We start from the raw sequence: 17,419 nt of genomic DNA, 5'->3' as shown, positions 1-17,419 counted from the left end.
GTATACAAAAGTAAACACCACAATCAGCTGCAACGCCCTGCCTTCACCATGAAAAATTGACGTTAGCAAAATGTTACTTTACCTTAACGTAAAATGTAATTAACGTTAACGTAAACCTGTACTGAGTATGTGTCAACTAAACACTACGTTTTAACTATAGCGTTGTGAAGAAGTGTATACGCTAGAACCATAGTGCTATTGCGATGACACCCACTCAATGCTATTGCGATGACACCCACTCAACGTACAGAACGTAATTACAATGACACCCATGTTAAATAACGGGTGTTAAACAGCGCTAAACACAAGGTACGTGTAATGAACAAGTACGACGAAGAACAAACGTATGCAATAGGTGAGCTCGCTCGAGAGTTTGATATCACTCCTCGTTCTATCCGGTTTTATGAGGAACAAGGGCTGATGTCGCCTTCAAGAACGGGGCAGAATCGCGTTTATCTCAATAAAGACAGGGTGAGATTAAAACTTATTCTACGCGGTAAACGTCTAGGCTTTTCGTTAGCGGAAGTTAAAACACTGTTCGACATGTACGACACTAATCCAAATTCGGCTGTTCAGTTAGAAGCGATGCTTGAAATGACTGAACAGAAAAGAGCGGTGCTAAAGCAACAATTAGAAGACATCCAGATGTTGATGACAGAGCTGGATGACGTCGAAGCCCGCTGCCGAGAAGAACTCGCAGAACTCAAACGAGGAAAAATCGCATGAATACCTCCTACCCTACTTTAAATTTTGGACTTGGCGAAGACATCGAAATGCTGCGCGACCAGGTCTATCAGTTTGCTCAAAACGAAATAGCACCTCTTGCTGAACAAGCTGATGCTGACAATCAATTTCCAAACCAATTGTGGAAAAAGCTTGGTGACATGGGTCTTTTAGGTGTGACGGTCTCAGAGCAATACGGCGGTTCTGACATGGGATACCTTGCACATACCATTGCTATGGAAGAAGTTAGTCGCGCGTCTGGTGGTATTGGCCTTAGTTATGGTGCCCACTCTAACCTTTGCGTAAATCAAATTTACAAGAACGGGAACGATGCACAAAGAGAAAAGTATCTCCCTAAATTAGTCAGCGGAGAGCATATTGGTGCATTAGCAATGAGTGAACCAAATGCGGGCTCTGATGTTGTCAGCATGAAATTAAAAGCCGAAAAGCGCGGTGACAAATATATTCTAAACGGCAATAAGATGTGGATCACGAATGGTCCCGACGCCCACACTTTTGTTATTTATGCGAAAACTGACCCTAATGCTGGCCCGAGAGGCATCACGGCGTTTCTTGTAGAGCGAGATTTCCCGGGCTTTAGTCGCGCACAAAAATTAGACAAACTCGGTATGCGTTCTTCAAATACGTGCGAACTAGTTTTTGAAGATTGTGAGGTGCCTGCAGAGAATATTCTTGGTAAAGAAGGCGAAGGCGTACGCGTATTGATGAGTGGATTGGATTACGAGCGACTTGTTTTATCCGGTGGCCCACTGGGTATCATGCAGTCTTGCATGGACATCGTTGTTCCTTATATCCATGACCGCCAGCAATTTGGGCAATCAATAGGCCAATTTCAGCTTGTTCAAGGCAAAGTTGCTGATATGTACACGCAAATGAATGCGGCCCGTGCTTATGTCTACACGGTTGCTCAATCCTGCGATCGCGGTGAAACAACGCGTAAAGACGCGGCTGGCGCTATTCTTTATTCAGCAGAACTTGCCACCAAGATGGCACTCGACGCAATCCAGCTGCTTGGCGGTAACGGCTACATCAACGAATATCCCACAGGGCGTTTATTACGAGACGCAAAGCTATATGAAATTGGAGCGGGTACTTCGGAAATCCGCCGAATGCTTATAGGGCGTGAACTATTTAACGAGTCTAAATAGAAGGGATTACAGGGTGTCGACCTATGTTTTATAGCTGGGTTGTTTTTAATATGCGTTAAAAGCAACCTAGCAAGACACCCACGCTTTAAAGCGTTAACAAACATAAAGCATTACTCAATTAGAAAAACGAAATTACAAAGACACCCATCGCAACAGCATCTCTTGGCATGGGTGTCATGCTAACCATGGTTTACTCGGCAACGTCGCCGATGCCCAACACAAGGAGGGGTTATGCCCGTTCTTCGCTCAAGTATAAATACGAAATCTGAAACATTTATCGCTAACGCCGAGCATATGCAGGCACAGGTGAATGATCTCCTCGAAAAAATTGGACAAATTTGCAAGGGTGGTGGCGAAAAAGCCGCCGAACGGCACGTATCTCGAGGAAAGTTATTACCTCGTGACCGAATAAATGCACTCATTGATGACGACACCCCATTTTTAGAAATAGGCCAGCTTGCCGCATGGGAAGTGTATGATGACTATGTACCCTGTGCGGGCGTTGTTGCAGGTATAGGTATCGTTGCTGGTATAGAGTGTATGATCGTTGCCAATGATGCCACGGTGAAAGGCGGAACCTACTTCCCTCTTACGGTTAAAAAACACCTTAGAGCGCAAACCATCGCTGAACAGAACCATCTACCATGCATCTATTTGGTTGACTCGGGGGGCGCCAATCTGCCACGTCAAGATGAGGTTTTCCCAGATAGAGAGCACTTTGGCCGAATATTCTTTAATCAAGCCAATATGTCAGCGAAGAATATTCCTCAAATCGCGGTCGTCATGGGCTCTTGTACCGCTGGCGGTGCTTATGTTCCAGCGATGGCTGATGAAAGTATCATCGTGAAAGAACAAGCGACTATTTTCCTTGGAGGCCCGCCTCTGGTGAAAGCTGCCACCGGCGAAGTAGTTACCGCTGAAGAACTCGGTGGTGGTGATGTACACACGCGTATTTCTGGTGTTGCAGATCACCTTGCCAATAATGATCATCACGCCCTTTCAATGGCCCGAAATGCGGTCTCTAGGCTTAACCGGAAAAAGCCTGAATGCGCCGATATTGCAGAGGTTAAGCCCCCTCGTTACGACACTAAAGAGATTTATGGCATCGTGCCTGCTGACAGTCGTCAAACATATGATGTACGTGAGATCATCGCTCGCATCGTCGATGACTCAGATTTTGATGAGTTCAAATCTCTATACGGCACAACGCTAGTTTGTGGCTTTGCACGTATCTTCGGTTTTCCTATAGGCATCGTGGCTAATAACGGCATCCTTTTTGGTGAAAGTGCACTTAAAGGCGCGCACTTCGTCGAACTATGCGCCAAGCGCAAAATACCTTTGGTATTTTTGCAAAACATAACTGGCTTCATGGTAGGTAAGCAATATGAGCACGGTGGCATAGCGAAACACGGTGCAAAAATGGTTACCGCAGTAGCATGTGCGAACGTGCCTAAACTCACTGTCCTTATCGGCGGTAGCTTTGGTGCGGGGAACTACGGGATGTGTGGAAGGGCTTACGACCCGAGGTTTTTATTCATGTGGCCTAATGCTCGTATCTCTGTTATGGGTGGTGAGCAAGCGGCGGGCGTTTTAGCTCAAGTCAAACGCGACCAAAAAGAACGCGCTGGTGAAACATGGAGCAATGAAGAAGAAAAAACGTTCAAACAACCTGTAATCGATACCTACGAGAAGCAAGGTCACCCCTATTACGCATCGGCAAGGCTTTGGGACGATGGCGTCATCGATCCTGCAGATACGCGTTTAGTGCTTGGGTTGTCGCTTTCAGCGTCTCTCAACAAGCCTATTGAAGACACCCAATTTGGCATATTCAGAATGTAGGAGTACCGATTATGGAACAATCAGTTATCTATAGCGTAGATGAAAGAAACGTAGCCACGGTCACATTAAACAGACCAGAAAAGCACAATGCTTTTGACGATGAAATGATCAGCGAGCTTACTCGTGTTTTCAAAAAAGCAGCGGAAGATTCGACAGTAAGGGCACTTATTCTAAGGGCTGAAGGAAAAAGCTTTAGCGCTGGTGCAGACCTGAACTGGATGAAAAAAATGGCGAGTTTTACCAAAGAGCAAAACGAAAGTGATGCTTTAGCGCTAGCAGTAATGCTGCAGACACTTTACGAAATGCCAAAACCAACCATTGCCAGAGTTCAGGGAGCCGCTTTCGGTGGTGCTGTTGGCTTAATAGCCTGTTGTGACATTGCCATTGGAAGCAAACTCAGCAAATTTTGTCTAAGTGAAGTTAAGATTGGCCTTATCCCGGCAACCATAAGTCCCTATGTAGTAGAGGCGATGGGAACGCGCGTTAGCCGACGTTATTTCCAGACAGCAGAAGTATTCTCTGCCCGTCGCGCCCGACGACTGGGTCTACTTAGTGAGTCAGTGACTGAAGATGAACTCGACAGTACCATTGATAATCTTTTATCAAACATTCTCAAGAACGGCCCGCAAGCAGTAGCGAAGGCTAAGAGTCTAGTTCAGTGGGTGTCATCGCAAGAAATTAACGACTCGCTTCTTTCAGAAACTAGCAAACTTATTGCTGAAGTGAGAACGTCTGACGAAGGTCAGGAGGGTTTATCAGCCTTTTTAGAGAAACGCAGTGCTTCGTGGGTAGAGGTGGAAAATGATAAATAAACTATTAATCTCAAATCGCGGTGAAATTGCTTGCCGTGTTATCAAGACAGCCAACGCTCAGGGTATAAAAACGGTCGCCGTTTATTCCGAAGCTGATAAAAACGCGCAACACGTAAAAATGGCCGATGAGGCTGTTTTTCTGGGGCCCTCACCGTCGAAAGAAAGTTATCTACGTGGCGAATTAATCGTTGAAAAAGCGAAGGAACTCGGTGTAGATGCTATTCATCCAGGCTATGGCTTCCTCTCTGAAAATGCAGAATTTGCGAACCTTTGTGCAAAAAACGATATTATTTTTGTAGGCCCACCAGCTTCTGCTATCGAAGCTATGGGGTCTAAATCTGCTGCGAAACACATCATGGAACAAGCCGGCGTTCCTTTAGTGCCCGGCTATCATGGAGATGAGCAAAGCGAGGCTGTCTTAAAAGGCGCGGCTGATGACATGGGCTATCCCGTATTACTAAAAGCAGCTGCAGGTGGCGGCGGTAAGGGGATGCGACAAGTCTGGAATTCAAATGAATTCTCGCAAGCGTTAAATGCAGCTAAACGTGAGTCCATGGCTAGCTTTGGCGATGACCATATGTTGGTTGAGAAGTACCTTACTCGTCCTCGCCACGTTGAAATCCAAGTTTTCTGTGACACCCATGGTAACGGCGTTTACCTCTTCGAGCGAGACTGCTCGGTTCAACGAAGACATCAGAAAATAATAGAAGAAGCGCCGGCTCCCAATATGTCTCCCTCAATTAGAGAAAAAATGGGCAAGGCCGCTATTTTGGCTGCACAAGCAATCAATTATGTGGGTGCTGGCACCGTCGAATTCTTATTGGACGAAGACGAATCTTTCTATTTTATGGAAATGAACACGCGTTTGCAGGTTGAGCACCCTGTTACAGAGATGATCACTCGCGAGGATTTGGTTTACTGGCAGTTAACCATAGCCGAGGGTAAGCCGCTACCCAAAAAACAAAATGAGCTTACATTAACGGGACACGCATTCGAAGCCCGTATTTATGCCGAAGATCCAGGAAACGAGTTCTTGCCTTCTACAGGCAACTTAGCATTACTTCGTACGCCAAAAGAGACCGATGTTGTCCGAGTTGATACCGGCGTGGTTGAAGGCGATGAAGTTAGCGTTTTCTACGACCCCATGATTGCGAAACTTGTTGTATGGGGCGAGAATCGAGAAATCGCATTGAAGCGTTTAATCAGTGCGCTTGGCGAATACTATATTGATGGTGTTAGCACAAACATCGACTTTTTAAAGCGAGTGGCTGGTCATCCTGCTTTCGTTTCAGCTGAACTAACAACAACATTTGTAGAAAAGCATCATGATTCCTTGTTTAATTCAGACGCAAGCAGCGCAAGCAATGACACCCACGTAAATACACCTGCGATAGCGTTACTAGCATTATTGCACAGAAAGAAAAATGCCAAGGGTTTAGAGAAGACTCCACCTGTATGGTCAGCTCCAGGGGCTTGGAGATCGAACAGTCGGCATTTTGAATACTTAACGTTACTATGCGATCAGCAAGAAATCCTGGTTGAAGTTCAACACCAAAATGATGGAGTATCCTGCGGTTTCCGATTAACCATAGGCGAAAACACTTATAATGCAACGGGTTCGATTGCTGGTGGCGTTCTACATGCCACCATTGATGGCTATAAAACCACATATTCATTTTCTGATAATGATGGTCAATATACTCTATTTAACAAAGACACCCATGCCAAGTTCAGCGTTATCTCTCCTTCGCTGGGCGACGAAAATTCCGCAGATGCTGATGCGAACTTTAGCGCTCCAATGAACGGAACCATTGTTGCTCATTTGGTAGAGAAAAATCAGCCGGTTGCTAAAGGTCAACCTATCTTGGTAATGGAAGCGATGAAGATGGAGCATAGTATTACCGCCCCCTATGACGGCTCAGTTGAGGAATTCTTCTTTCAGCCAGGCGAACTAGTTGATGGAGGTTCGACCTTATTAGCTTTTTCTTCTAAAGAAGCTGACGAGGGCTAACGGCATGTTTCCAAAAAAAGTAAGCATTGTTGAAGTTGGTCCACGTGATGGCTTACAAAATGAAAAGTTGGCATTAACTGCCGCTCAAAAGGTTAAACTTATTGAGTTGCTCTCAGTTACAGGTTTAGAACGCATAGAGGCCGGAAGTTTTGTATCACCTAAATGGGTGCCTCAAATGGCCAACTCCGATGAAGTTTTCAAGGCATTGGATGCTCACCCAGGGGTCCAATATTCGGCTCTCACACCGAACCTCAAGGGGCTAGAAACTGCAATTGAAGCAGGAGTTAGGGAAGTAGCAGTCTTCGGCGCTGCATCTGAGTCGTTTTCACAGAAAAACATCAACTGTTCAATCAGCGAAAGTTTGAAGCGTTTCGAGGCTGTTTTCAGCATGGCTAAAGAAAACGACATAAAAGTTAGAGGCTATGTTTCGTGTGTGATGGGCTGCCCTTACGAGGGTGAAATTGCCCCCGGCGCGGTGGCAGAAGTAAGCAAATCTCTGATTGATATGGGATGCTATGAAGTGTCTTTAGGCGACACGATTGGTGTGGGTACACCATTAAAAACACGTCTCTTGCTAGAGAGTGTATTGGAAGAGGTCACCATCGATAAGCTAGCAGCACATTTCCACGACACATACGGACAGGCACTCGTCAATTTATATACCGCTTTAGAGTATGGCGTATCAACTATTGACTCTGCGGTTGCAGGCCTTGGCGGCTGTCCTTACGCTAAAGGAGCAAGCGGTAATGTGGCTACTGAAGATGTGCTTTACATGCTTGATGGCATGGGTGTCTCTACAGGAGTTGATATGAAAGCCTTACTTAGAGCATCTTCATATATCTCTGACACATTGGGACGCGCGCCTATTTCAAAGGCTGCTAATGCCCTTCTTGCGAAATGATTACTCGAGACTGCGTGTATGAAAATACACGCAACTCGTTTGACTAACAGCTTATAAACGCGACCTTCAAAAATACTGCATAAGGATAAGAAGACACCCAATACAAATTTACTCTGTTTAAAAGACATCCTTTCGTAATTTTTCTAGATGTATCTCTGCTACAAATAGATTTGGAAATAACTACATATCAGACACCAACCTTTTTGTCTGAAAGGAAATGAGACGATATAGCGCTGGGTGTCTTTGTGACTTATCTTTTGGATTACCATTCTAGCGTTGGATGTCTTCCTAACTTACCTTCGTAACTTACCTGCAATCAACGCCTTAAATATTTATATTTGCTTCTTCGTACTAAACCTCTCAGAAGTTAAAAATACAATGGGTGTCTTCATTGTTGTTTATCTCGTTAAACCTGTTCCTAAACAGTGCTTTCAGTCAGGTCACAAGATGCACTAAATGTTGATATGGTCGTGCGACCGTAAGCTTTTTTGACAAGATAAAATGGCTCAAAGTAGAAAATCTCTAATAAGTCTTGAAGACACTCCCTATTATCACTGCATCTCACGGTGCGTCCGTCGAAGCTATCTTTGTGGCTACGACGCAAAAAACGATGTTAGCTACGAACACAGAAAGTCGTGGGTCGAAAAAAGACTTTTGTTTCTTGGTACCATATTCGCGATCGACATCTGTGCATATGCCGTGATGAGTAACCACGTGCATATAGTGCTATGCGTTGACAAAAAAGCTGCCTGTTCCTGGTCTACAGACAATGTGCTAGTGCAATGGCATAAAATGCATAAAGGAACGCTGCTTACCAGAAAGTATTTAAGAGGTGAATCGGTAAGCGAGAGTGAATTAAAAACAATACAAAATACTGCTGAAATTTATAGGAGAAGACTTCACGATATTAGTTGGTTCATGAGGAACCTTAATGAATATATTGCCAGGAAAGCCAACGCAGAAGATGACTGTACAGGCCGATTTTGGGAGGGTCGATTTCGTTCTCAAGCCCTGTTGACGGAAAAGGCGTTATTGTCGTGCATGGCTTATGTCGATTTGAATCCAGTACGAGCAAAAGTAGCCACTCATCTACGCGATTCGTTACATACTAGCATAAACAGAAGGCTGCGCTACATCGCTAAAAGTAAACGTATAAAAGGGCTCATACCGTTTAAAACTATCGCCACCGTGAACCCAAGTCGCGCCATTAATTACTTCTTGACAGATTACTGTGCGCTTCTAAATTCCTCAATAGAAATGATGACTGACAACTCTTCAGATTCCAAGGTAATAAAACTCAATAACAGGTTAACGAAGCTTGGTATTAATCAAGCCAAATGGCTCCAAATGATCACAAACTTTGAAGACACGTTCTCCTTTGCCGCGGGAGACCGTGAATCCATGGAGCTCTTCAAGAAAAGTACGAACAGAAAGAGAATAGCAAAGCTAGAATCAGCAGCCTCGTGCTTAGGTGGTTAGACTGCTACTTTTCATTAGGTAGTATGACCGTTGCTAAAATCGCTAGCACAAGCATTACCGACATAATGTAAACGACGGTAAAAGATAGAATAGATGTCAAAGCTGCGTAAAGCGCGCCGAAACCTAATAGAATGAGTCCTATAGCCGTGTTAGAAAATCCAACGAGCTCGGTTCTTTCGTGCCCCTCCTTCACATCCAAGCTATATGTTTTCCTTCCTGTTCTAACTCCCGCATGCGCTATTGCTAGCACAAAAAACAAAAGGGCCGAAATGAAAATAGACGTTGAATCTAGGGTGAGAAGCCCTACACATGCAAATAAAGCGAGAACTCCAGAAAGCTGAAGTGTGAGCCTTGCACTCTTATCTGCAATTTTACCCCAGACTATGGACGATAACAGCGCTGCGAGTGCTTCAGCGCCAATATAAATTGGCAACAATTCCTGCACATTTCCATCGCGTTCAATCATGAAGTAAGGGGCGACTAATGCAGAATGGACGAACAACCCTCTTACAAATATAAATTTATAAACGGTAGAATCGAAATCAACACTAAAGGTGTCGCGTGACTTATCACCGACATCTACACGTGTTTTGATAGGCCACACGCAAATCAAAGTAGCACCAAACGAAAGCAAACTTGCACACAAAATTACTAAAAGCATATTTGAAGAAAGTGCACCTTCAAAAACAACTAATGGGATAGCAATGCATAGCGTTACCAGCCCTGAAATTGTCGACGCGATGCCAATTAAATTACCTCGTTTGCCCTTTTTCGCAACGTCCGCCTCAATATCTTTGACTGTTAAAGAACACGCTGAACGACCAATACTAAGAATAACAAGAGACAGTAACACTCCCGCCCCAGCTGTAAATCCAGTAAACAGAGTTACAGACGCTATAATTCCAATTACTGAGAATGCTTGGATGAACATGCCTAGACGCCAAACCTTGTGTCTTTCCGCATGATTTCGAAGATAAACACTGATAAGTACTTGAGGTAGAAGTGCGCCAGACTCCCTTATTGGAACAAGCCAGCCAATCATCCATACAGGAGCTCCTACACTCACTAGAAGTGCTGTAAGCGTTGTTTTGGCGGAAATTAAAAGGTCGGCTAATTTGTTGAGCGATAAGCCTGAGATGAGTCGTTTTTTTTGATTCATAGTTCGTTAGCGTTGACTCTTTGTCTCTAATACTAGGTGACGTTCTTTTGAGATCAGGTTGAGCTGTTTATTCAGCTCTTTTCAGCGAGGATTTTTAAGTTCTCTAACCCCATCTCGAAGTCTGGACCAATCATGCCATCCATCATCAGAGCGAGGTAACGATTAATAGGGTTATTATCTACTGTGCCTTCATCACGCCAAGTAACGATAGAACCGTTAGAAGTAGGCTTTATTTCTACCGCCCCATTAGAGCCCATATCAAAATCTGGAAAGTAAAGACGATAGAGAACTCGTCTGTTATGTTCTAACTGGGTAATTTCCATTTCACCGTTACCCTCAGTTTCACTTTTCCACTCAGATCGCATACCTATAGCTCTATCGGGCCCAGAAAATTCGAGCTCCATATTTGGATCTCGTTTGAACCATACTCCCCACTTGCTCCATTCCTTTAAGTCAACAACATACGGATAAATTTCCGATGGTTCTGCATTAATAACAATCGTTCTTTCGACACTGTAATCTTTAGAAATAAAGAAACTTGTGGCTACAAACAGTGTAATTAACACGCCTACTAACACTAAAAGTTTTTTCAATACACTCATCTGAGAATCCAAGTCAAAGTCAGCCGCCCAAATATAACATTTGATTAACATTTGTCACCTACAGATTGGTCTTCCTAGCGCACATATTGACCTTAAACTCTTGGCGAGACACCCAACCATAGCTCTCGACTAAAGGTATCAATAATAAAATTAGCCGTATTTAGTAAAGAATGACTTCAGATGTAAGCGCACCTAACCGACTCGCTGCCCAAAAGATGCGCTAAACGTTATCGAATGAAAAACTTTTTCAGGAACTAGAATATTTTTGAGTCAACACAGTCGATATCGTTTCATTGCGTTTCGCTAAGTGATGAGCAATTGGCTTTGGTTTATGAGATGGGTGTCTTGTTTTATTGGCAAAGGGTACTAGATAAAGTGGATTTAGCACCTCGCTAAGACTCAATGCTGCATTTTTATCTTGGGTGTCTTGGTAAGTATTATTTTTAAGTGGTCAGTACCAATTCAAAATATTTAAGCTTCGATTGGATGTCTTGCTTACGTATTGTTGGGTGTCTTGCTTAAATTTTTCCGTTTTTGACTAAATTTCTTAAAAAGAAAACTGACACGGTCAAACATTAAGGTGGGTGTCTTTGTATGGAGTGCAGTCAAACATTAAAGTGGGTGTCTTTGTATGGAGGGGCTCACTGCCAAAAACAAAATTTTAAATAAATTTACTATTTCATCACAAAGGTTATAAATCACACTGTCATTCTAAAATATCTTGTGTAATATGAAGTTATGTTATTAAAAAGCCCCTCAATCAAGGGGTTCAATGTATAGCGCTATCAATCGCAACACTTCGCTTTCTTTTTATATTTCTATCGATATTCAACTATCGCTTTTTGACAGGAGTTTATAGGAAATGGCAGATCAGAGTTCACGTTACATCAGTAACTTAACACGCGATACTTATGCGCTTATCCTCGCCGGAGGTAAAGGGTCTAGGTTGCACGAACTCACCACTTGGCGTGCTAAGCCAGCACTTTACTTTGGTGGTAAATTTAGAATTATCGACTTCCCCCTTTCGAATTGTGTTAATTCAGGCATAAGGCGAATAGGTGTTGTCACACAATACAAGTCTCACTCTCTCATCCGGCACTTAGTCAGAGGCTGGGGTCACTTCAAGAAAGAGCTTGGTGAATCCGTCGAGATTTTACCCGCCTCTCAGCGTTTCTCAGACAACTGGTACGAAGGCACTGCCGACGCTGTTTTTCAGAATATCGATATAATCCGAGATGAGCTCCCTAAATATGTGATGATACTTTCCGGCGATCACATTTATCGAATGGACTACGGCGACATGCTGGCTAAGCACAAGGAATCGGGTGCTAAAATGACCGTCTCTTGTATGTCAGTACCCGTTGAAGAGGCAGCTGGCGCTTTTGGCGTAATGTCGGTGGACGAAAACTACCGCATTATCGGATTTGAAGAAAAGCCTGCCAACCCTACTCCACTTCCCAATGACCCATCTCGATGCTTGGCCTCAATGGGTAATTACGTGTTTGATACCGAGTTTCTTTTCGAACAGCTACGCGTAGATTCCGAAAACATGGGTTCTCAACGGGATTTTGGGAAGGATATCATTCCATCTATCATCGCTGACCATCCCGTATACGCGTTTCCCTTCGAACAGAGCGGTAGCGACAACGCTTATTGGCGAGACGTAGGTACAATAGACTCTTTCTGGGAGGCCAATATGGAAATGGTCGCACCGGTTCCGCAACTTAATTTGTACGATAGAAAATGGCCAATTTGGACTTATCAGGAACAGCTGCCACCTGCGAAGTTTGTCTGGGAAGACCATGACCGAAGGGGCGAAGCAATTAATTCTGTGGTTTCAGGTGGCTGTATTATTTCTGGTTCCACACTGCGCTCGTCTATTTGCTTTTCTAACGTTAGGGTTCACTCTTACGGCCTCATTGAGGACGCAGTGATCCTTCCCGATGTTGAGATTAAACGTCACTGCAAGCTAAAGAAAGTAATTATCGACCGCGGTTGCGTGATACCAGAAGGCACCACCATTGGATACGACCACGAACAAGACAGAGCTCGTGGTTTCCGCGTATCAGAAAAAGGCGTGGTTCTTGTTACAAGAGAAATGCTTGGACAACCCGTTGGTGGCCTAAGCCCCACTAAAAAGTCTGATTAAAAAGCCATAAACTTGATTTTGGCGCATTAGCGCCAAAATCAAGCTTCTCGCTAACAATTCCAATGTGTAAGGGTTTCTTTGATAAACGCGGCAACCCTTTCTGGGTGTTCTAGAGGGAACATATGCCCGCCGTCCAAAACAACGTGCTCAATATTGTTGTGCTTCATTAGTCGAGCATACATTTCTGGTCTACATACCTTACTTGTACTGCCCGTTGCTAAAATCGCCGGGCATTTTAACTTCCCTTTATACTTGCCAAGATTATGCGGTATATTTCGAAACAGTGATGCCTCAACATCAGCTTTGAAGGTAAGCGATATAGCGTCTCCTTTTTCTGCTGTTACCGACTTCACATAGTCTCTTACACACCGCTTGTCCATATCTCTGAACAAGGCCTTGCCATGAAAATACGTGACCATATCGGTACTTTTTGGCCAACTCGTGTTTCGTGTTTGCGCAAGCTTAGCTGGAGTAAGCTTATTTATCAGAGGCGTATACTTGGCAAATCTAAAAAAATAACTAAGCGGGCCTACCACCAAAGGGGGGTCAAACAAAATGAGCCCTCTAAACAACTCTGGTGCTTCGCAAGCTGCCATGTAAGTGATGACGGCGCCGAATGAGTGGCCTACCCCAAATACACCACGAGGATCTTTGTTTTCTTTTTTTATATGCTTAATGAGCTCTTGAACTTGGTTTCGCCAATTACCGTTAACTGGCAGCTTGGGATCATGGCCAAAACGCTCAACGTGCAAACGATTAAAGTTATCAGGCAGTGCGGAAAACATCGCATTATAACTTCCCGCGGGAAATCCATTTGCATGGGCAAAGTGGAAACTTAAATCAGTCGAAGACACCGAAGACTCCCTCAAATATAAACAAATAAGGGGCTTAAAATCAGCCCCTTAGAAGAAAGTGATGATAATACTACAAGCCCCTTGCTTCTGCCATTTCCCAGTCTTTTACTATTTTAGTGCTCGTCCACAAAAATACAGCAATAGAAATCGCATAGGGTATCACTAGGTAAATAAGTGCTTGCCTAAGCGCTTCTGTTTCGCCCAAAGAAGGAACCAGAGCCTGACTAATAATACCCGTGAGTGTAGGCCCACCACCCAGCGCAATAATGTTGAGAACAAAGAAAAAGAGCGCTGTAGACATTGCCCTTACGTTTAGCGGTGCAAGGGTTTGCGCCATTGCAAAACTAGGGCCCAAGTAAGAGCCACTGGTAAATAGCAGCAGCGCCATTAATGCAACCGACATCCATAAATCTTGCACTTGAAGAGACATGTAGAATGCGGGAACACCAATGATCAACGCAATAGCAGGAAGTAACGCGTACGCTTTTTTATTGTGTTTCCCCCAACGGTCGGCAATATAACCACCTAACCAAACACCAAGGGCATAAGCGGTACCGTTAATAATACCAAACACGATGAGCAGCTGTGTTATATCTAACCCCGCAAAGGCGCGCACATAATAATCAATCACCCATGTTGAGATTGCGTAGTTTCCGAAAGAACCAAATGAGATACCCAGCGCCATTCCCCACCAAGTAGGTATTCTAAGCAAGGTTTTTAGCGACGACTTTACGCTTGGTTTATTGGCTATGTCATCGCTTGGCGCAGATGCTGTTCTGGAGGGCTCTTTCACTGTAAGCTTGAGTAATATAGCAAGGATAACCCCTGGAATGCCCACACTATACATAACGGTACGCCAGTCAGCCGAGCCACCTTGTAAAAAGAAGGCAGAGGCGAAAAATGCCAACATAACGCCAAAGGGAATACCTAACGAATAAATCGCAAGTGCGCCCGCCCTCTTTTCTTTGGGAAACAGGTCTGAAATGATGCTGTGCGAAGGAGGGCTACCACCCGCCTCTCCAATACCCACACCAATTCGTGCAATAGCTAGCTGCATGTAGTTCGCTGCTAAGCCCGATGCAGCGGTAAACCCGCTCCACAATGTGAGTGAGATAGCAATAATATTAACGCGGCTGTAGCGGTCAGCAAGCCATGCAATGGGGATCCCCATTACCGTATAAAGAAGGGCAAAGTAGATACCCTTTAGCCATCCTAATTGGGCATCATCCAAGCCTAAGTCGGCTTTAATGAAGGGAGAGAGGATCCCAATAATCTGTCTATCGATAAAATTAAAAGCGTAGACCAAGGTCAATATGAATAAAACGTAGTTCCGGTAACTTCTAGATACCCCAGCTTCTGCAGCAGGAACACCTTCAACGTGAGTATGGGCCATAACAGTCCTTTTAAGTGACGATATCCCCAGTCTACGCATCAGGTAAAAAAATAGACAACTAATTGTTACTTATTTGTAAACATAACGAGAATTACTAAGTCAGGCTTTCCGTCCGACAGCGCTTAGGGTACGATTATATTCATACAACTCATCAGACCAGACAAGTAAGCATGACAGTAGACGAATTGCTCAATATTCCTCAATTATCACAAACATCTGACAATACATGGCGCGTTGATGGACTCGTCATTCCGAAAACATGGGGGCAAGGCCGCACTGCATTCGGTGGTATTTCTGCAGGCATGCTATACACAGCGGTAAAGCAGCAAGTCACTGATAATCAAGTATTGCGCTCTTTCACCACTAACTTTGTTGGGCCATTGTCACTTGAAGCGCCCTTTTCCATAGAGGTTACGTTGCTTAGAGCGGGTAAAAACGTTTCTCAATTCACCGCGCATGCGACTCAAGAAGGCAAGAGCTGCGTTTTTTCTCAAGCGTGTTTTGGTGTTGCTAGACAGTCTGGCATTCGTGTTGAAAATACTGAGAAACATGACATGCCGCTTCCTACTAAAGCTAAATTTATTCCTCAAATCCCAAAAGTTACGCCTAAGTTTTTGCGTTATTTTGATTTAGCCATAGAGGATGGCGGTATTCCTTTCACCCGCAGAAAAACGAGTCACTACCACGGATTTATGCGTTTTAAACACGCTCCAGAGGCTATTACTGACGCTCACATTATCACCATGATTGATGCGTGGCCGCCAACGCTACTTCAAATGATGAAGCTACCTGCTCCAGCGAGCACGGTGAGCTGGAATTTAGAGTTTATTCATCCTCATAAAGCCGTAAGCCCAACGGACTGGTTTGGGTATAAGGCGCATACTCGACAAGCGGCTGACGGATATGGGCACACTGAAGCGACGATATGGGACAAGGACAATGAAGTAATTGCAATTAGTAGACAAACCGTAGCTGTATTCGACTAACAGCTACGCTTTCCCTTGAAGCGCAATATGCGCTTCAAGTTAATACAACATGAACGCGTTAGGATTAAACAAGGATATAACTGAGATACATTGTAGATTAGTGATATCTAATGCATCTTCCAAATCCTCTCGGTTTAATGAAAGCGCTTCATGCTGTTCTGGTTTTAGATTGTGATAGCTTGGATATATCTCAGGGTTAACATTATCAAGGGCTAAAACGTAAGAAAGCTGTAATATCTTATCTTCAATGCCTTCTGCATTATCATCTCCCTTGTGAATGTTAGCAATGGGGGTATGTATTGAGCTAGGAATGCCCCACTTTTCGATGAGTTTCGCAGACAACTCAGTATAGGTAAAGCCAAGAACACCAAACTGCAACTCAGATGGACTAACACGCGTGTTAAAAGCCTGACATCGTGTCGCTGATTCTGGCAGTAACGAAACCGTTACTAACTCACCAATATTATGCAGTAAACCAGCAACAAAAAGACGTTCCGGCTCGCGTATATTGCGCATGTCGGCAAAGTATTTGGCCAACAGTCCGCACGATACACTCTGTTCCCAGAATTTATCCAAATCAACTAATTGACCGTCGATATCACTAAATGCCTGACTCACGCCATAGGCGAGCGCAAGATCATAAGTGGAACGTGTACCCACGACTTGTATAGCTCGGGTTACCGTATCTATTTTGTTTGGAAACCGATATAACGCAGAGTTTGCAACCCGCAGCAGTTGTGTCGCTAGTGAGGGGTCGAAAGCAATAATATCGCCGATGTCATCGATACTTGAAGCTTCATCATCCATACAAGCTTTTAGCCGGGTAACCGAGTCTGGTAAAACGAAGAGATTTTCCGCCTTCGAAACTAGTTCTTCTAAATTCATTCGTGCACTCTCATTAATGCCGCCCTTCCCAATTTAGCGTTCAAGGCACCTCCATTCGCCTTCTTTGTTAAGGTATAGGCTTAAAAAACGGGTTGGTCAACAACTACGCTCTAGTAAAAAAGTATGATTTCCATAGATATCATTACGTTACTAAAACGCTTTATTTTTCGTAATGTGAGTCCTGTTAGCGCCTAGTTTCAAACTTTGAAAAAAGCCTTTGCCTATTTAGGCGTCGCTATCGGCCGAAATTACACCATTTATTTGTAGTAGCTGACGCGCCATTATTATAACGCGCCGCTCTAAAATCTATACCGATTATTGTAAAACAAAGAAAAACTCAGGGTAATTACCTAAAAGAATTAGATTTTCTTGGGCGTATTGTCTTGAATGATATCAAAAGAGAAAATTGTGCTAGCATGTATGCGTTTAAAATCATGTCGCTTTGACGCCAATTCTA

The 17,419-nt window shown here is 44.0% G+C and carries 14 protein-coding genes; 9 read left to right on the top strand and 5 right to left on the bottom strand.

Annotated elements, in window-relative coordinates; genetic code table 11:
- Nucleotides 1-318 precede the first annotated feature (318 nt).
- The 7 genes from GVO62_RS00785 to GVO62_RS00755 all read left to right on the top strand — a co-directional run bounded on the left by GVO62_RS00785 (nt 319) and on the right by GVO62_RS00755 (nt 8,934).
- Complete coding sequence (locus tag GVO62_RS00785; RefSeq protein ID WP_105931008.1) at nt 319-726, top strand: MerR family transcriptional regulator; 408 nt, start codon at nt 319-321, stop codon at nt 724-726.
- Nucleotides 723-1,892, top strand: coding sequence for an isovaleryl-CoA dehydrogenase (locus GVO62_RS00780; RefSeq protein ID WP_120959748.1), 1,170 nt, complete (start codon nt 723-725; stop codon nt 1,890-1,892). The genes GVO62_RS00785 and GVO62_RS00780 overlap by 4 nt, the downstream gene beginning before the upstream one ends.
- 231 nt (nt 1,893-2,123) lie before the next feature.
- Complete coding sequence (locus GVO62_RS00775) at nt 2,124-3,731, top strand: carboxyl transferase domain-containing protein (protein ID WP_159117323.1); 1,608 nt, start codon at nt 2,124-2,126, stop codon at nt 3,729-3,731.
- An 11-nt stretch (nt 3,732-3,742) separates the two neighbouring features.
- Nucleotides 3,743-4,543, top strand: a complete 801-nt coding sequence (locus GVO62_RS00770; RefSeq protein WP_159117322.1) for an enoyl-CoA hydratase/isomerase family protein — start codon at nt 3,743-3,745, stop codon at nt 4,541-4,543.
- Entirely contained in the window at nt 4,533-6,554 is a 2,022-nt protein-coding gene (locus GVO62_RS00765) for an acetyl/propionyl/methylcrotonyl-CoA carboxylase subunit alpha (protein ID WP_159117321.1), read from the top strand. Before GVO62_RS00770 ends, GVO62_RS00765 begins: the two co-directional genes overlap by 11 nt.
- A 4-nt stretch (nt 6,555-6,558) precedes the next feature.
- A complete protein-coding gene (locus GVO62_RS00760) occupies nt 6,559-7,455 on the top strand; it encodes a hydroxymethylglutaryl-CoA lyase (RefSeq protein WP_159117320.1) in 897 nt (298 codons plus the stop codon).
- A gap of 501 nt (nt 7,456-7,956) precedes the next feature.
- On the top strand, nt 7,957-8,934 hold the full coding sequence (locus GVO62_RS00755; RefSeq protein ID WP_159117319.1) for a transposase: 978 nt from the start codon (nt 7,957-7,959) through the stop codon (nt 8,932-8,934).
- Nucleotides 8,935-8,938: 4 nt separating this feature from the next.
- Here the strand turns inward: GVO62_RS00755 and GVO62_RS00750 are convergent, their stop codons facing one another.
- Nucleotides 8,939-10,093: an MFS transporter gene (locus GVO62_RS00750; RefSeq protein ID WP_159117318.1), complete on the bottom strand. Its 1,155-nt coding sequence runs from the start codon at nt 10,091-10,093 to the stop codon at nt 8,939-8,941.
- Between the two features lie 71 nt (nt 10,094-10,164).
- Nucleotides 10,165-10,695, bottom strand: a complete 531-nt coding sequence (locus GVO62_RS00745; RefSeq protein WP_159117317.1) for an SRPBCC family protein — start codon at nt 10,693-10,695, stop codon at nt 10,165-10,167.
- 862 nt (nt 10,696-11,557) lie between these two features.
- On the opposite strand from GVO62_RS00745, the gene glgC reads away from it, so the two are divergent.
- Nucleotides 11,558-12,844 (top strand): glucose-1-phosphate adenylyltransferase, encoded by a 1,287-nt coding sequence (glgC, locus tag GVO62_RS00740; protein ID WP_120959761.1) that lies wholly within the window; start codon nt 11,558-11,560, stop codon nt 12,842-12,844.
- Nucleotides 12,845-12,894: 50 nt separating this feature from the next.
- Here the strand turns inward: glgC and GVO62_RS00735 are convergent, their stop codons facing one another.
- Nucleotides 12,895-13,698, bottom strand: a complete 804-nt coding sequence (locus GVO62_RS00735) for an alpha/beta hydrolase (RefSeq protein ID WP_159117316.1) — start codon at nt 13,696-13,698, stop codon at nt 12,895-12,897.
- A gap of 70 nt (nt 13,699-13,768) precedes the next feature.
- On the bottom strand, nt 13,769-15,091 hold the full coding sequence (locus GVO62_RS00730) for a spinster family MFS transporter (RefSeq protein ID WP_105930998.1): 1,323 nt from the start codon (nt 15,089-15,091) through the stop codon (nt 13,769-13,771).
- Nucleotides 15,092-15,261: 170 nt separating this feature from the next.
- Between GVO62_RS00730 and GVO62_RS00725 the strand changes: the two genes are divergently transcribed.
- The gene (locus tag GVO62_RS00725; RefSeq protein ID WP_159117315.1) at nt 15,262-16,077 is read left to right on the top strand and encodes an acyl-CoA thioesterase; all 816 of its coding nucleotides are present in this window, start codon (nt 15,262-15,264) and stop codon (nt 16,075-16,077) included.
- A 39-nt stretch (nt 16,078-16,116) separates the two neighbouring features.
- On the opposite strand, the gene GVO62_RS00720 is transcribed toward GVO62_RS00725, so the two are convergent.
- Entirely contained in the window at nt 16,117-16,962 is an 846-nt protein-coding gene (locus tag GVO62_RS00720; protein WP_159117314.1) for an HDOD domain-containing protein, read from the bottom strand.
- Between the last annotated feature and the right edge of the window lie 457 nt (nt 16,963-17,419).

This window comes from Alteromonas sp. KUL150, from assembly GCF_009811475.1.
Lineage (GTDB): Bacteria > Pseudomonadota > Gammaproteobacteria > Enterobacterales > Alteromonadaceae > Alteromonas > Alteromonas gracilis.
This window is presented reverse-complemented; position numbering and strand designations above follow the sequence as displayed.

What these genes read in the sequence shown, in the direction of transcription:
- GVO62_RS00730 (WP_105930998.1), bottom strand. Translation starts at nt 15,091, where the DNA reads ATGGCCCATACTCACGTTGAAGGTGTTCCTGCTGCAGAAGCTGGGGTA.
- GVO62_RS00755 (WP_159117319.1), top strand. Translation starts at nt 7,957, where the DNA reads ATGGCTCAAAGTAGAAAATCTCTAATAAGTCTTGAAGACACTCCCTAT.
- GVO62_RS00770 (WP_159117322.1), top strand. Translation starts at nt 3,743, where the DNA reads ATGGAACAATCAGTTATCTATAGCGTAGATGAAAGAAACGTAGCCACG.
- GVO62_RS00745 (WP_159117317.1), bottom strand. Translation starts at nt 10,695, where the DNA reads ATGAGTGTATTGAAAAAACTTTTAGTGTTAGTAGGCGTGTTAATTACA.
- GVO62_RS00780 (WP_120959748.1), top strand. Translation starts at nt 723, where the DNA reads ATGAATACCTCCTACCCTACTTTAAATTTTGGACTTGGCGAAGACATC.
- GVO62_RS00720 (WP_159117314.1), bottom strand. Translation starts at nt 16,962, where the DNA reads ATGAATTTAGAAGAACTAGTTTCGAAGGCGGAAAATCTCTTCGTTTTA.
- GVO62_RS00765 (WP_159117321.1), top strand. Translation starts at nt 4,533, where the DNA reads ATGATAAATAAACTATTAATCTCAAATCGCGGTGAAATTGCTTGCCGT.
- glgC (WP_120959761.1), top strand. Translation starts at nt 11,558, where the DNA reads ATGGCAGATCAGAGTTCACGTTACATCAGTAACTTAACACGCGATACT.
- GVO62_RS00785 (WP_105931008.1), top strand. Translation starts at nt 319, where the DNA reads ATGAACAAGTACGACGAAGAACAAACGTATGCAATAGGTGAGCTCGCT.
- GVO62_RS00760 (WP_159117320.1), top strand. Translation starts at nt 6,559, where the DNA reads ATGTTTCCAAAAAAAGTAAGCATTGTTGAAGTTGGTCCACGTGATGGC.
- GVO62_RS00725 (WP_159117315.1), top strand. Translation starts at nt 15,262, where the DNA reads ATGACAGTAGACGAATTGCTCAATATTCCTCAATTATCACAAACATCT.
- GVO62_RS00750 (WP_159117318.1), bottom strand. Translation starts at nt 10,093, where the DNA reads ATGAATCAAAAAAAACGACTCATCTCAGGCTTATCGCTCAACAAATTA.
- GVO62_RS00775 (WP_159117323.1), top strand. Translation starts at nt 2,124, where the DNA reads ATGCCCGTTCTTCGCTCAAGTATAAATACGAAATCTGAAACATTTATC.